Below are 13,796 nucleotides of genomic sequence, written 5' to 3'. Positions count from 1 at the left end.
CGTCGCCTCTCTGGTCATGGCGTCGCCGCTCAGCACCGGCCGGTGGGCACGGACAGCGTGCAGACGTTGCCGGTGAAGGTGTTGCCGGGGCCGTTGTCCCGGTCGGCCACGTCGGCGGGCTTGTTGCCGGTGAGCACGTTGCGGCTGATGGCGTTCTTGCTGTTCGCGATGCCGACGACGCTCTTGAACAGCACGATGCCGCCGGACATGGGCGAGGTGCCGACGTTGTCGTGCACCTGGTTGCCGGTCACCCGGGTGGTCTCGGCGCCGGTGAGCACGATGCCCGCCCCTTGGATGAACGGCAGCCGGGCGTTGGGCGCGCAGTAGGAGTTGTTCCCCTGGACGGCGTTGTGGGCCACCGTCAGGTTCCCGGCGCGCGGCTTCGACTCGTCGCCCACGACGAACACCCCGCCGCAGTTGCCGGTGACGGTGTTCTGCTCGACGGTCAGGTTGCGCAGCCGGCGCACCACGACGCCGATCCGGTTGCCGGTCAGCCGGTTCTCGGCGACCCAGGTGCCCTTGGCGTCGGTGGCGCCGCCCTCGGCGTCGACGGTGTTCGCCAGGAAGATGCCCGACTCCTTGTTGTTGCGGGAGACGTTGCGGACGAAGACCCCGCGGGTGGACAGCTGCTGGCCGATGCCCTGCTGGCCGTTCTTCTCGGCGAGGGTGTTGCGTACGTCCATCCGGACGGTGCGGGAGCCCCAGATGCCGTTCTTGGGGAAGCCGGTGACGGTCAGCGAGCGGATGTGGACATTCTTGACGCGGCGCTGGGCCGTACCGGTGACGCAGACGCCGTGTCCGGCCCTGCCGCAGGCGTTGGCCGACGCCTTGGCGGGCGCGGTGAGGACGGTCGTCCGGCCCACGCCGCGCAGCGTCAGCCGGTCCTTGGTGATCTGCACGTTCTCCCGGTAGACACCGGCGCGCAGCTGGATGGTGTCGCCGGGCCTGGCCGCCTTCACCGCGGCCTGGATCGACTGGCCGGGCTTGACGGTGTGCACGGTGGGGGCCGGGGCGGCGTGGGCGCCCGGCAGCTGGGTGAGTTCGATGGCGAGGGCGGCCGTGAGGACCGCGAGGGAGCGAAGCGTGAGTGTGCGCATGAACAGGAAGCTATGAGCGACTTTCACCACTCGCCACTTATGCCCCTCCTTGTTACGTACGCCCCCATCACCCCTACTCCAGCACCCGGGAGCCGCCGACCGGCAGGTCCCACAGCTCCTCGCGGGGACGGCCCGTCGCCTCGAAGGCGGCGCGGACCCGGTGCAGGGGCTCCAGCGGCGGTTCGGCGGAGAGCAGGAACGTCGACCAGTGCATGGGGACCAGCGCCCGCGCCCCGAGGTCCTGATACGCCCGTACGGCCTCGTCGGGGTCGGTGTGCACCGGGGCGAGCATCCAGCGCGGGTCGTACGCGCCGATCGGCAGCAGCGCCAGGTCGATGCCCGGGTAGCGGTGGCCGATCTCGCCGAACCAGTGGCCGTAGCCGGTGTCGCCCGCGAAGTACACCCGCTGCCCGTCGGGCGCGGTGACGACCCATCCGCCCCACAGCGAGCGGCAGGTGTCGGTCAGGGTGCGCTTGCTCCAGTGGTGCGCGGGGACGAAGTCGAAGCGGACCGGGCCACCCGCGCCCGGCAGTTCGGCCGCCTCCCACCAGTCCAGCTCGGTCACCCGGGTGAACCGGCGGGCCCGGAACCACCCGGCGAGACCGGCCGGGACGAACAGCGGCGTGGCGCGGGGCAGCCGCTTCAGGGTGGGCGCGTCGAGGTGGTCGTAGTGGTTGTGGCTGATGACCACCGCGTCGACGGGCGGCAGATCCTCCCAGCGCACCCCCGGCGGGGTGACCCGGGCCGGGGTGCCGAGGATCCGGCGGGACCAGACCGGGTCGGTGAGCACGGTGAGCCCGCCGATCCGCAGCACCCAACTCGCGTGCCCCGCCCAGGTCAGCGCCGTCTGCGCGGGTCCGGTCGGCGGCAGCGGACCGGGCGCGAAGGGCAGGTCCGGGATCTGGCGCAGCGTGTCCACCGGCGGCCGCAGCCGCCCCTCGCGGGCCAGCCGGGCGAGGGCGCGCACCCCGGGCAGCGGGGAGGTGAGCCGGTCGACGAACGACCTCGGCCAGGTGCGGACCTCGCCGAGCGGGCGCGGGGCGGACAGCGGCGGCGGCGCGTCGAGGGACGGACGCGCCCGGTCCGGGAGCGGCAACCGGGACGTGCCGCGGCCCTCGCCCGCTTCGGTGGGTTCGGCCTGGTCGGTCATGGGGTGCGCTCCCTTCGCGGTCGCGTACGCGGTCGGCCGGTCACGGCTTACGGCCCCCCGGTCCTGACGAGGTCGCTGAAGGCCGTCTCGAAGGCGGCCAACTCCTCCGCCACATGCGGAAGTTCCAGTGGGTCCGGGGCGGCCAGCGCGGCGAGCCGCAGCTCGTCCGACGCCCCGAGCAGGGGCAGCGTCGCCAGCCGGACCCGCAGTGTGTGCGGCGGGTCGCCGAACCGGTGGCCGCCGGCCACCGCCGGGCCGAGCCGCCCGGCCAGTTCGCGCTCCAGCTCCACCGAATCGGTGAGGGAGCGGGCGGCGAGCACCCCGCGCAGCTCGTCGAGGTCCGCGTACAGCTGCCGCCCGGCCTGCGGCGGGCGGCACAGCGCACCGACGGCGGTCAGCGCCCGGTACGCCGCGGCCGCCACCGCCCCGTGCGCGCGGGCGGCGGCGGTCATCCGGTCGCGGACCGGCTCGGGCTCGGTGAGCGCGTACGCGGCGGCCACCGAGACGGGCGCGGGCAGCTCGCCCCGTACGGCGGTGAGCGTGGACAGCACCCGCGCGCGCAGCTCCGCGCCGCGCTCGGTCCCCGGGAACCGGGCCACCGCGGCGGGCCACCCGGCCGGGGTGAAGGCACCCGCGAGACCGGTGAGCACGACCACGTCCTCGGGTGCCATCTCGGCGGGGCTCAGCAGCACCGTGCCGTGCGGGTGGTGCACCGTGTCCCGCCACGTCTCGTCGCTCACGATCAGCAGCCCCTCGGCCACCGCCGCCTCGCACACCTCGTGCAGCAGCTCGGGCGGGGCCACGGTGCCGGTCGGGTCGTCGGCGACGGACAGCAGCAGGATGCGCGGCACCCCGCCCTCGGCCCGCACCCGGCGGACGGTCTCCAGCAGCGCGAACGGATCGGGCAGCCCGCCGCACTCGGCCGGTACGGGGGCGTGGTGGCCGCGCCGGTCCACCAGCCGCACCAGCGGCTCGTACCAGGCGGCGCAGGGGCGGGGCAGCAGGACGTCGCCGCCGGGGGCCGAGGCGAGCAGCGCGAGCAGCAGCGGCTCGGCGCCGGGGGCGGCCACGATGTGCTCGGGGGCGGTCCACAGCCCGCGCCGCGACCAGTACGCGCACGCGGCCGTGCGCAGGTCGGCGGAGCCGCCGACCGGCTCCGGCGCGACCCGGTCCGCGGCCGCCGCGAAGCACGCGGCCAGCTCCGGGAGGACCGGCAGCCCGCCGTCCTCCCGGTCGGCCGGGGCCGGTGCGGTCCACTGCCGTTGCATTCGTCCACACCTTTCGTGTGTGTGCACGTGTGTGTGCCGACGCTGTCCACCTTCGCAGATCCGCGGTGGCGGCGGCGCGGGGCGACACCCCGCGATGATCACGAGGAGGGGGTCAGGACGCGTCGTCCTGGTCCAGGGCGATCAGCCGGCGCTCCAGGCCGCGGCCGCGGGTCCGTACGACCGTCTCGGCCACGTTCACCAGCTTGCGGTTCGTCCGCTGCGAGGTCCGGCGCAGCAGGTCGAAGGCGCGGTCGGCGTCGCACCCCAGCACGTACATCACGATCCCGCACGCCTGGTCCACCACCGGACGCGAGCGCAGCGCCGCGTCCAGCTGGTCCACCTGGACGAGGGCGGCGCGGTAGAGGCGGTCCCGGGCCAGGGACTCGGTGGTGAGGTCGCCGAGCAGCTCGGTGGCGCCCTGGGCCGCCTTCTCCAGGGGCCCGGGCCGCAGGCCGTAGACGGAGATCGTCACCGTCAGCCCGTCGCGGGCGAACGGCAGCGTCGCACTGGACCGCACCCCCGCGTCCAGCGCCCGGGCCCGGTACCGCGGCCAGCGCAGGTCGTGCAGCAGATCGTCGGCGCCCGCCGGGCGGCCGGTGTCCAGGGCGGCCAGGATCGGGCCCTCCCCCGACATCATCTGCACCGACACCAGCGCCGACAGATCGGGGTGGGTGGCGGCCATCGTCCGGTCGTCCTCCGCACCGGTGGACGCGTCCTGGGGAAGGAGCGCGGTGGCGGTCGCCCCGCAGCTGTCCGGAGTGCACGAGGCGGCCTGTTCCGCCAGCTCCGCGAGCCCCCGGCCGAGCGATGGGGTTTCGGGCTGGCACTGCGGACGGCTGTACGCGCGTTCGGGCATGGCCGACTCCGGTCCTTTCCTTCGATGGAGGTCGCAGAGGTCCCTTCAGAGGTCGCGGAGGTCCCTTTCGGTCGGCTTCCCTCGGCCTTGCGCGGAAAACAACACCGGGCCGGTGCTTACCGGCCGGTCAGGCTACGGTGTGCCCATGCCCCGGGCGCAGGATTTTGGTGCGGAACTCACGGATTTCCGCAGACGTGTCGATGAATTGCGAACGGCGAGGGCACTGCCCTCCCAGGAGCGGCTGTCCCTGCTGGACGCCGCTCTTTTCGAGCTTCAGCACGTGGTGGACGTGCTGTGGCCGCGGTACGAGGAGCTGGCCGCGGCGAGCCGCATCCCCCCGGGCGGCCGGGCCGACCCCCAGGAACAGCAATTGCTGCGCGCCCTGTTCCAGCGACTACCTATTCCCGTCGTTTTACTGGACCGCGAGTCCGTCGTTCGTCGTATGAACTTCGCCGCGACCCAGCTGTTCAACACCCGCGCCGGGTACGCCACCGGCCGCCCGCTGACGTCGTCGCTGCGCCGCGACGGGCAGGCCGCGCTGCGGTCGCAGGTCGCGGCGGTGGCGCGCGGCGAGGGCGGGCGCAGTCTGACCGTGCACCTGTCGCAGCCGGGGCCGGACGGCGCGCTGCGGGTGACGCTGGCGGCCCTGCGGCCGCCGGGCGAGCCGCAGCCCGCGGTGCTGGCCGCCTTCCAGCCGGACCGCGGCACCCCGGTGACCGCCGCCTCGGCCACGATCCCGGTCGCCAGGACCGCCGCGAGGGACGCGGTGGACGGGGCGGCCGCGCAACCGGACCTGGCCGAGGTGACGCGCCACGCCGAGCTGCTGGATCTGGTCGACGACATGGCGACGGCGCTGCTGCGGGTCACCCTCGCGGGCGGCGGGCCCGAGGAGGTGCTGGGGCGGGCGGCGGAGCTGCTGCACGGCCGGTTCGCGGACTGGGTGATCGCCGACCTGGCCGAGGACGGCCCCGGCGCCCCGCGCCGGATGGTGGCGCTCGGCCCGCCGGAGGCGGCCGGTGAGCGGACCGCGTCGCTGGCCGAACAGGAACCGGCGGGCTGCCCGCTGGTGGCCGACGCGCTGGACGACGGGGTGTCGGCGCTGCGGGTGAGCCCGCCCGACGCGAACGCCTTCGGCCGGGACGCCACGGGCGCGCCCGTGCTCGTCCGGGAGGAGGTCACCTCGCTGCTCTGCATCCCGCTGCGGGTCTCGCCCACGTCCCCGGTCCTCGGGGCGCTCACGCTGTTCCGTACGGGCGGGCGGAGCGCCTTCGAGATGGCGGAGGCGGGGGCGGCGGACCGCGTCTCCCGTCACATCGCCCTGGCCCTCAGTCGCCCCCGGGTCCGGGACGCGTAGGGCGCGCGGCTTCCGCGTCGACTTCCTCGCCCAGGCGCTCGCAGGTGCGACTGATCAGCCGGGAGACATGCATCTGGGAGATGCCCATCCGGTCGGCGATGCGGCCCTGCGTCTCGTCGCAGAAGAACCGCAGGTACAGGATGCGCCGTTCGCGTTCGGGCAGGGCGGCCAGGCACGGCTTGAGCGCCTCGCGCTGGACGACGCGGTCGTAGGAGGGTTCCGGCGAGCCGAGGGTGTCGACGAGCGCGTATCCGTCGTCGGCGCCCCGCAGTTCGGCGTCCAGGGACAGCGTGCTGTAGCTCTCCAGCGCCTCCATGCCGGACCGGACGTCCTCCTCGCTCAGCCCGGTGTGCTCGGCGATGTCGGCGACGCCGGGCGTGCGGCCGTCCGGGGTGCGGGTCAGCTCCTGGACCGCCGTACGGACCCGGTTGCGCAGCTCCTGTACCCGGCGCGGGACGTGGAGGCCCCACAGGTGGTCCCGGAAGTGCCGCTTGACCTCGCCGACCACGGTCGGCACGGCGTAGCTCTCGAAGGCCGTGCCGCGGTCCGGGTCGTACCGGTTGACGGCCTTGACCAGGCCGAGCATGGCGACCTGCCGCAGATCCTCGGCGGACTCGCCCCGGTTGCGGAACTGCCCGGCCAGCCGCTCGGCCATCGGCATCCAGGCACGGACGACGTCCTGGCGCAGGGCCTCCTTCGCCGGGCCCTCCGGCAGGGAGGCGATGCGGCGGAACTCGGCGGTGGTGTCGGGGGCGTCGTCGTGCGCATGCCGACGCTGCCGGTGATGTGCCTGCCGGGGGTGGGTCTTCCGGGGGTGCGCCTGCTGGGTGCGTGTTTGCCGGGAGTGGGTCTGCCGGGTGTGTGCTCGTACGGCTGTCATGCGCCCGTGCCTCCCTTGGGCTATGGTGTGTCACCGTGGGAGCAAATCGGACAAATATGGCGACCACTGAGGACACGCCTGTCGCAGCCGGGCTGCTCCCGCGGCGTGCCTCGGGTCCGAAGCACTAAGGGGTGCGTGCCCGTCCGAGACCCTGCCAAACAAGATTTCTTCGCGTGTTTTCTTCCCTTCGCGCCGGTTACCCGTGACACCGCATCCGCGCTCGTCGAGGAGGGTCCGATGACCGAGTACGGCTACTTCCTGGCCGCCGAGGAACACGGCCCCGCCGAGCTGATCGAGCAGGCGCGGATGGCGGAACAGGCGGGATTCACCTCGCTGTGGATCTCCGACCACTACCACCCCTGGAACGAGGCACAGGGCCAGAGTTCCTTCGTCTGGTCGGTGATCGGCGCCCTGGCCCAGGCCACTTCGCTGCCCGTGCAGACCGCCGTCACCTGCCCCACGTTCCGCATCCACCCCGCCATCGTCGCCCAGGCTGCGGCCACCAGCGCGGTGCTGCTGGAGGGCCGGTTCCGGCTGGGCGTGGGCAGCGGTGAGGCCCTCAACGAGCATGTGCTGGGCGACCGCTGGCCCCCGGCCCCGATCCGGCTGGAGATGCTGGAAGAGGCCGTGCTGGTGATGCGCCAGCTCTTCGAGGGGCGTCGGGTCAACCACCACGGCAAGCACTACACGGTGGAGAACGCCCGGCTGTTCACGGTCCCCGACGAGCCGGTGCCCATCGACATCGCCGCGTTCGGGGAGGCCGCCTGCGCGCTGGCCGGGCGGGTCGGCGACGGCTTCATCACCATGGGCCCCGACGCGGAGCTGGTGGAGCGGTTCCGGCGCGGCAGCGGCGCGAGCGGCAACCACAAGCCCGTACGCGGCGGCCTGAAGGTGTGCTTCGGCCCCGACGCCGACGAGGCGCTGCGCACCGCACACCGGCTGTGGGCGGTCGAGTCGCTGCCCGGCCAGCTGCTGACGACGCTGCCCACCCCGGCCCACTTCGAGCAGGCGTCCGACCTCGTCACGCCCGAGCGGACGGCGCGCAAGGTCGTCTGCGGCGACGACATCGACGCCCATATCGGCGCGCTGTCCGCGTACGCCGAGGCCGGTTTCGACACCGTCTACGTCAACCAGATCGGGCCCGACCAGCGCGGCTTCTTCGACTTCTACCGCACCAAGGTGCTGCCGCAGCTGGCCGGTTGAGCCCTGCCCCGTGAGAAATTCCGATCACCCCACAGGAGTGAGTGACCGACCATGACCACCAAAGTCGCCGACTATGTCCTCGCCCGGCTGCGCGAGTGGGGCGTCGACCATGTCTACGGATACCCGGGCGACGGCATCAACGGCCTGCTCGCCGCCTGGGGGCGGGCGGAGAACGAGCCCCGGTTCATCCAGGCCCGGCACGAGGAGATGGCCGCGTTCCAGGCGGTCGGCTACGCCAAGTTCAGCGGACGGCTCGGCGTGTGCGCCGCGACCTCGGGACCGGGCGCCATCCACCTGCTGAACGGGCTGTACGACGCCAAACTGGACCACGTCCCGGTGGTGGCGCTGGTCGGCCAGACCCACCGCAGCGCGATGGGCGGCTCGTACCAGCAGGAAGTCGACCTGCACAGCCTGTACAAGGACGTCGCCTCCGACTTCCTGGAGACCGTGACCGTCCCCGAGCAGCTGCCGAACGTCCTGGACCGGGCCATCCGCACCGCCTACGCCCGGCGCGCCCCCACCGCCGTGATCATCCCGGCGGACGTCCAGGAGCTGGACTACACCCCGCCCACCCACGAGTTCAAGATGGTGCCCTCCAGCCTGGACCGCAGCGGCTGGTCCGCGGTGCCCTCCAGCAGCGCGCTGGAACGCGCCGCCGAGGTGCTGAACGCGGGCGAACGGGTCGCCATCCTGGTCGGCCAGGGCGCCGCCGGCGCGCGCGCCGAGGTGCGGCAGGTGGCCGACACGCTCGGCGCGGGCATCGCCAAGGCGCTCCTCGGCCTGGACGTGCTGAGCGACGACCTGCCGTATGTCACCGGGCCCATCGGGCTGCTGGGCACCCGCCCCTCGTACGAGCTGATGCGCGACTGCGACACCCTGCTGACGATCGGCTCCAGCTTCCCGTACACCCAGTTCCTGCCGGAGTTCGGCAAGGTCCGCGGGGTGCAGATCGACCTCGACCCGCACATGATCGGGATGCGCTACCCGTACGAGGTCAACCTGGTCGGCGACGCCCGCGAGACGCTGCTGCGGCTGCTGCCGATGCTGCGCCGCAAGGAGTCCCGCGACTGGCAGGACGAGGTCATGGCGGGCGTACGGCGCTGGGACGAGGTGATGGAGCAGCGCGCCGAGGTGTCGGCCGACCCCATCAACCCCGAGTACGTGGCCCACTGCCTGAACCCGCTGCTCCCCGACGACGCGATCCTCACCTGCGACTCCGGCTCCGTCGCCAACTGGTACGCCCGCCATGTGCGGATGCGCGGGCGGATGCGCGGCTCGCTGTCCGGCACCCTGGCCACCATGGGCAGCGGCGTGCCGTACGCGATCGGCGCGAAGTTCGCCCGGCCGGACCGGCCCGTGGTGGCGCTCGTCGGGGACGGCGCGATGCAGATGAACGGCATGGCGGAGCTGATCACCGCGGCCAAGTACCGCCACGCGTGGGACGATCCGCGGCTGATCATCGGCGTCTGGAACAACCAGGACCTCAACCAGGTGACCTGGGAGATGCGGGCGATGGGCGGCGCGCCCCAGTTCCTGCCCTCGCAGGAGATCCCCGACGTGTCCGTGGCGCGGTTCGCCGAATCACTCGGCCTGAAGGGCATCCGGGTGGAGAAGCCCGAGCAGGTCGAGCAGGCGTGGCGCGAGGCGTTGAGCGCGGACGGCCCGGTGTGCGTCGAGTTCCTGACCGACCCGGCCGTGCCGCCGATCCCGCCGCACGCGACCTGGGAGCAGATGGAGGCCACGCTCGAATCCATGGTCAAGGGCGACGCGGACCGCACCGGCATGGTGCGCCAGGGGCTGAAGGCGAAGGTGCAGGAGTTCCTGCCGCACCGGTCGCACCGATCCTCCGGCCAGGGCAAGAAGGCCGACGGCGACGCCACATGAGCCCGGGTGCGTCGTGAAGATCGAGCGGCTGGACGTCACGGCCTACACGGTGCCGACCGACGCCCCCGAGGCGGACGCCACCCTCGCCTGGGAGGACACCACCATCGTGGTGGTCGAGGCGCGCAGCGGAACGACCACCGGCCTCGGCTGGACGTACGCACCGGCCGACGCCGGGTCGGTGGTCTGCGACCTGCTGCGCGCCCATGTCCTGGGCCGCTCCCCGCTGGACATCGCGGGGACGAACGAGACCATGGGCCGCGCCGTGCGCAACGCTGGCCGTCCCGGGCTGGTGTCCTGCGCGATCTCCGCGGTGGACATCGCGCTGTGGGACCTCAAGGCGCGGCTGCTGGAGCTGCCGCTGACCCAGTTGATCGGCGCGGTGCACGAGGCCGTGCCGGTCTACGGCTCCGGCGGCTTCACCACGTACCACGACACCCATCTGGCCACCCAGCTGACCGGCTGGGTGCACGGCCAGGGCATCGAACGCGTCAAGATCAAGATCGGTGAGGCGTGGGGCCGGGCCGTCGAGCGCGACCTCGCCCGGGTGCGCCACGCACGCGACGCGATCGGCCCGCACGCCGAGCTGTACGTGGACGCCAACGGCGCCTACAACCGCAAGCAGGCGGTGCGCATGGGCCACGCGCTCGCCGAGAGCGGGGTGGGCTGGTTCGAGGAGCCGGTCTCCTCCGACGACCTCGACGGCCTGCGGGTCGTCCGCGACCTGGTGGTCTGCGACGTCGCGGCGGGGGAGTACGGCTACATGCTGCCCGCCTTCGCGCGGCTGGCGCCGGTCGTGGACTGCCTCCAGGCGGATGCCACCCGCTGCGGCGGGCTCACCGTCTGGCTGCGCGCCGCCGCCCTCGCCGAGGCCATGGGGCTGGAGATCTCCGCGCACTGCGCCCCGCACGCCCATGCGCACGCGGCGGCGTGCGTGCCGAACCTGCGGCACATCGAATGGTTCCACGACCATGCGCGGCTCGAGTCCACCCTGTTCACCGGCGCCCTCGACCCCACCGGCGGCTCGGTACGGCCCGGGGCGGGCGGCGCGCCGGGCCACGGCATGTCCTTCCGCCACGAGACGGCGACGCCGTACCGGGTGCTGTGACGTGCGCGCGCGGTTTCGGCGCCGCCGTGCTGGCTACCCGCCGGGCGGACCACGGAGGACGTACGGATGACACGACGTACGGATGACCCGACGTACGACGGATGACACGACGTACGGATGACACCCGAAAGGACGTGAACGCAATGAAGGTCGCCTTCCTCGTCGCCCCCGAAGGCGTAGAGCAGGTCGAACTCACCGATCCCTGGCAGGCGGTCCGCGACGCCGGCGGCACGCCCCGACTGGTGTCCACCGCGTCCGGCCGCATCCAGGCGTTCCACCACCTCGACAAGGCGGACACCTTCGAGGTCGACCAGACGGTGAAGGACGCGAGGGTGGAGGAGTACGACGCCCTCGTGCTGCCCGGCGGCGTCGCCAACCCGGACCTGCTGCGCCTGGACAAGCGGGCCGTCGCCTTCGTCAAGGGCTTCGTCGAAGCGGGCAAGCCGGTCGCCGCCATCTGCCACGCGCCCTGGACGCTGGTCGAGGCCGACGTCGTACGCGGCCGCACCCTCACCTCGTGGCCCAGTCTGCGCACCGACATCACCAACGCGGGCGGCGTCTGGGTGGACGAGCAGGTCAAGGTCTGCGAGGGCGGCCGGGGCGCCCTGATCACCAGCCGTAAGCCGGACGACCTCAAGGCCTTCGACGAGGCCTTCCTGGAGGAGTTCGCGAAGGCCGCGGGCCCGGCGGGCTCGGCGCGGAAGGGAGCGGCGTGATGACCGAACAGCCGGACCGCAAGGAGCGGCAGCGGGAAACGCATCTGGCCCCCGACCCCGCCGAGGGACCGCTGACCACCGACCAGGGGGTGGCGGTCGACCACACCGACGACTCCCTCGCGGCGGGCGAGCGCGGCCCCACGCTGATGGAGGACTTCCACTTCCGCGAGAAGCTCACCCACTTCGACCATGAGCGGATCCCGGAGCGGGTGGTGCACGCGCGCGGCGCGGGCGCGTACGGGTACTTCGAACCGTACGAGTCCTGCGCGGAGTTCACCAAGGCCGCCTTCCTCCAGGACCCGTCCGTGCGCACCCCCGTCTTCGTACGGTTCTCCACCGTGCAGGGGCCGCGCGGCTCGGCCGACACGGTGCGCGACGTCCGCGGCTTCGCCACCAAGTTCTACACCTCGGAGGGGAACTACGACCTGGTCGGCAACAACATGCCGGTCTTCTTCATCCAGGACGGCATCAAGTTCCCCGACTTCGTGCACGCGGTGAAACCCGAACCGCAGAACGACATCCCGACCGGCGCCTCCGCGCACGACACCCTGTGGGACTTCGTCTCCCTCCAGCCCGAGACCATGCACATGATGATGTGGCTGATGTCGGACCGGGCTATTCCGCGCAGCTACCGGATGATGCAGGGCTTCGGCGTGCACACCTTCCGCTTCGTGGACGCGCACGGCAAGGGCACCTTCGTGAAGTTCCACTGGAAGCCCAAGCTCGGCGTGCACTCCCTGGTGTGGGACGAGGCCCAGGAGTGCCAGGGCCGGGACCCCGACTTCAACCGGCGCGACCTGTGGGACGCCATCGAGGCGGGCGAGTACCCGGAGTGGGAGCTGGGCGTCCAACTGGTCCCGGAAGAGGACGAGTTCAACTTCGACTTCGACCTGCTCGACGCCACGAAGCTCATCCCGGAGGAGCAGGTGCCGGTCCGGCCCATCGGCCGCATGGTCCTGGACCGCAACCCGCACAACTTCTTCGCCGAGACCGAACAGGTCGCCTTCCACACCGCCAACGTCGTCCCCGGCATCGACTTCACCAACGACCCGCTGCTCCAGGCCCGCAACTTCTCCTACCTGGACACCCAGCTGATCCGGCTCGGCGGCCCCAACTTCGCCCACATCCCGGTCAACCAACCCGTCGCCCCCGTACGCACCAACCACCGCGACGGCTACCACCAGACCGCGATCCATACAGGCACCAACTACTCCCCCAACTCCCTCGGCGGCGGCTGCCCCGCCATCGCCGGAGCGGACGGCTACGCCTACACCCACTACGCCGAACGCGTCGACGGCGACAAGATCCGCAAGCGCAGCCCCAGCTTCAAGGACTTCTACAGCCAGGCCGCCATGTTCTGGAACAGCATGAGCGACTGGGAGCGCAAGCACATCGTCGACGCTTTCCGCTTCGAGCTGGGCAAGGTCGGCACGGTGCGGGTGCGGGAGCGTACGGTCAACGAGCTGGCGCACATCGACTACGGCCTGGCCACCGCGGTCGCCGAGGGCATCGGGGTCGCCAACCCCGAGCCGGGCCCCGACAACCACAAACCCGTCGCCTCCCCCGCCCTCAGCCTGGACAACCTGGGCGGCGACCACTCCATCCGCACCCGCACCGTCGCGGTGCTCGTCACGGACGGCGTGGACGTCGAGCAGCTCACCCAGGCGCAGCAGGCGCTCAGCGCCGACGGCGCCGTCGTCGAAGCGCTCGCCGCCCACGACGGCAAGGTGCGCGGCAGCGACGGCAACGGCTATGCCGTCGACCGCGCCCTGCCGACCGTCGCCTCCGTCCTGTACGACGCCGTCCTGCTGCCCGGCGGTCCCCCCGGCACCCCCGACCTGGCCTCCGACGAAGCCGCCATGCGCTTCGTCCGCGACGCCTACCGGCACGGCAAGCCGATCGGCGCCCTGGGCTCCGGCGTCGGCCTCCTCACCGTCCTCGCCCCCGACGGCCTCCACCTCTCGGCCGCCCACCACCAGGTCTGCTCCGACCGGGGCGTGGTCACGGACACGACGACGGGCGCGGCGAGCGAGGAGTTCACCCGGGCCTTCACCGAAGCGATAGCCGCCCACCGCCACTGGACCCGCCCCGCCCTCCGCCCCTGACCCCGGCCGACGCCACACCCCGGGCCCGGGGTGTGGCGTTCGCGCGGCCGGGGTGCCCTTTCCCTGCCCCGGGGCCCCGTCCCGGACCCCGCACCCGACACCTCGGTGCCAGGACCAGGGGCGACCACCGCCCGACAGCTTCCGGGACGCAGGCCCGACGCCACGCCCACGGCCCGGG

11 protein-coding genes are annotated in these 13,796 nt (G+C 72.8%); 6 read left to right on the top strand and 5 right to left on the bottom strand.

Translation table 11 applies throughout. The features are described from left to right. Positions 1 to 29: 29 nt before the first annotated feature. The 4 genes from LCH29_RS07465 to LCH29_RS07450 all read right to left on the bottom strand — a co-directional run bounded on the left by LCH29_RS07465 (position 30) and on the right by LCH29_RS07450 (position 4,371). A complete protein-coding gene (locus tag LCH29_RS07465) occupies positions 30 to 1,097 on the bottom strand; it encodes a right-handed parallel beta-helix repeat-containing protein (RefSeq protein ID WP_446460898.1) in 1,068 nt (355 codons plus the stop codon). A 73-nt stretch (positions 1,098 to 1,170) separates the two neighbouring features. Continuing rightward, entirely contained in the window at positions 1,171 to 2,247 is a 1,077-nt protein-coding gene (locus LCH29_RS07460) for an MBL fold metallo-hydrolase (RefSeq protein WP_446460897.1), read from the bottom strand. A gap of 47 nt (positions 2,248 to 2,294) precedes the next feature. Beyond that, complete coding sequence (locus LCH29_RS07455; RefSeq protein ID WP_446460896.1) at positions 2,295 to 3,515, bottom strand: aminotransferase class I/II-fold pyridoxal phosphate-dependent enzyme; 1,221 nt, start codon at positions 3,513 to 3,515, stop codon at positions 2,295 to 2,297. 112 nt (positions 3,516 to 3,627) lie between these two features. Continuing rightward, positions 3,628 to 4,371 carry an ANTAR domain-containing response regulator gene (locus LCH29_RS07450; RefSeq protein ID WP_446460895.1) on the bottom strand — a complete coding sequence of 248 codons (744 nt, stop codon included), beginning with the start codon at positions 4,369 to 4,371 and terminating at the stop codon, positions 3,628 to 3,630. A 145-nt stretch (positions 4,372 to 4,516) separates the two neighbouring features. Here LCH29_RS07450 and LCH29_RS07445 point away from each other — a divergent pair, with 145 nt between their 5' ends. Beyond that, a complete protein-coding gene (locus tag LCH29_RS07445; protein ID WP_446460894.1) occupies positions 4,517 to 5,725 on the top strand; it encodes a PAS domain-containing protein in 1,209 nt (402 codons plus the stop codon). Here the strand turns inward: LCH29_RS07445 and LCH29_RS07440 are convergent. Next, on the bottom strand, positions 5,697 to 6,605 hold the full coding sequence (locus LCH29_RS07440) for a SigB/SigF/SigG family RNA polymerase sigma factor (RefSeq protein WP_446460893.1): 909 nt from the start codon (positions 6,603 to 6,605) through the stop codon (positions 5,697 to 5,699). The genes LCH29_RS07445 and LCH29_RS07440 overlap by 29 nt on opposite strands. A gap of 237 nt (positions 6,606 to 6,842) precedes the next feature. Between LCH29_RS07440 and LCH29_RS07435 the strand changes: the two genes are divergently transcribed. The 5 genes from LCH29_RS07435 (at position 6,843) to LCH29_RS07415 (ending at position 13,618) form a co-directional block, all read left to right on the top strand. Continuing rightward, entirely contained in the window at positions 6,843 to 7,808 is a 966-nt protein-coding gene (locus LCH29_RS07435) for an LLM class F420-dependent oxidoreductase (protein ID WP_446460892.1), read from the top strand. Between the two features lie 51 nt (positions 7,809 to 7,859). Continuing rightward, the gene (locus LCH29_RS07430; RefSeq protein ID WP_446460891.1) at positions 7,860 to 9,692 is read left to right on the top strand and encodes a thiamine pyrophosphate-requiring protein; all 1,833 of its coding nucleotides are present in this window, start codon (positions 7,860 to 7,862) and stop codon (positions 9,690 to 9,692) included. A 13-nt stretch (positions 9,693 to 9,705) separates the two neighbouring features. After that, a complete protein-coding gene (locus tag LCH29_RS07425) occupies positions 9,706 to 10,797 on the top strand; it encodes an enolase C-terminal domain-like protein (protein ID WP_446460890.1) in 1,092 nt (363 codons plus the stop codon). A gap of 143 nt (positions 10,798 to 10,940) precedes the next feature. Then, positions 10,941 to 11,513, top strand: a complete 573-nt coding sequence (locus LCH29_RS07420; RefSeq protein ID WP_446461277.1) for a type 1 glutamine amidotransferase domain-containing protein — start codon at positions 10,941 to 10,943, stop codon at positions 11,511 to 11,513. Then, on the top strand, positions 11,513 to 13,618 hold the full coding sequence (locus tag LCH29_RS07415) for a catalase (protein ID WP_446460889.1): 2,106 nt from the start codon (positions 11,513 to 11,515) through the stop codon (positions 13,616 to 13,618). The genes LCH29_RS07420 and LCH29_RS07415 overlap by 1 nt, the downstream gene beginning before the upstream one ends. The last annotated feature ends 178 nt before the right edge of the window (positions 13,619 to 13,796 follow it).

It is taken from the genome of Streptomyces sp. BRA346 (genome assembly GCF_052851135.1).
The sequence above is the reverse complement of the archived record's forward strand: the minus strand, read 5'-3'. Positions and strand labels throughout refer to the sequence as shown.

Excerpts from the sequence above, each read along its gene's own strand:
- LCH29_RS07460 (WP_446460897.1), bottom strand. The coding sequence starts at position 2,247 with ATGACCGACCAGGCCGAACCCACCGAAGCGGGCGAGGGCCGCGGCACG.
- LCH29_RS07455 (WP_446460896.1), bottom strand. The coding sequence starts at position 3,515 with ATGCAACGGCAGTGGACCGCACCGGCCCCGGCCGACCGGGAGGACGGC.
- LCH29_RS07415 (WP_446460889.1), top strand. The coding sequence starts at position 11,513 with ATGACCGAACAGCCGGACCGCAAGGAGCGGCAGCGGGAAACGCATCTG.
- LCH29_RS07465 (WP_446460898.1), bottom strand. The coding sequence starts at position 1,097 with ATGCGCACACTCACGCTTCGCTCCCTCGCGGTCCTCACGGCCGCCCTC.
- LCH29_RS07420 (WP_446461277.1), top strand. The coding sequence starts at position 10,941 with ATGAAGGTCGCCTTCCTCGTCGCCCCCGAAGGCGTAGAGCAGGTCGAA.
- LCH29_RS07435 (WP_446460892.1), top strand. The coding sequence starts at position 6,843 with ATGACCGAGTACGGCTACTTCCTGGCCGCCGAGGAACACGGCCCCGCC.
- LCH29_RS07445 (WP_446460894.1), top strand. The coding sequence starts at position 4,517 with ATGCCCCGGGCGCAGGATTTTGGTGCGGAACTCACGGATTTCCGCAGA.
- LCH29_RS07430 (WP_446460891.1), top strand. The coding sequence starts at position 7,860 with ATGACCACCAAAGTCGCCGACTATGTCCTCGCCCGGCTGCGCGAGTGG.
- LCH29_RS07440 (WP_446460893.1), bottom strand. The coding sequence starts at position 6,605 with ATGACAGCCGTACGAGCACACACCCGGCAGACCCACTCCCGGCAAACA.
- LCH29_RS07450 (WP_446460895.1), bottom strand. The coding sequence starts at position 4,371 with ATGCCCGAACGCGCGTACAGCCGTCCGCAGTGCCAGCCCGAAACCCCA.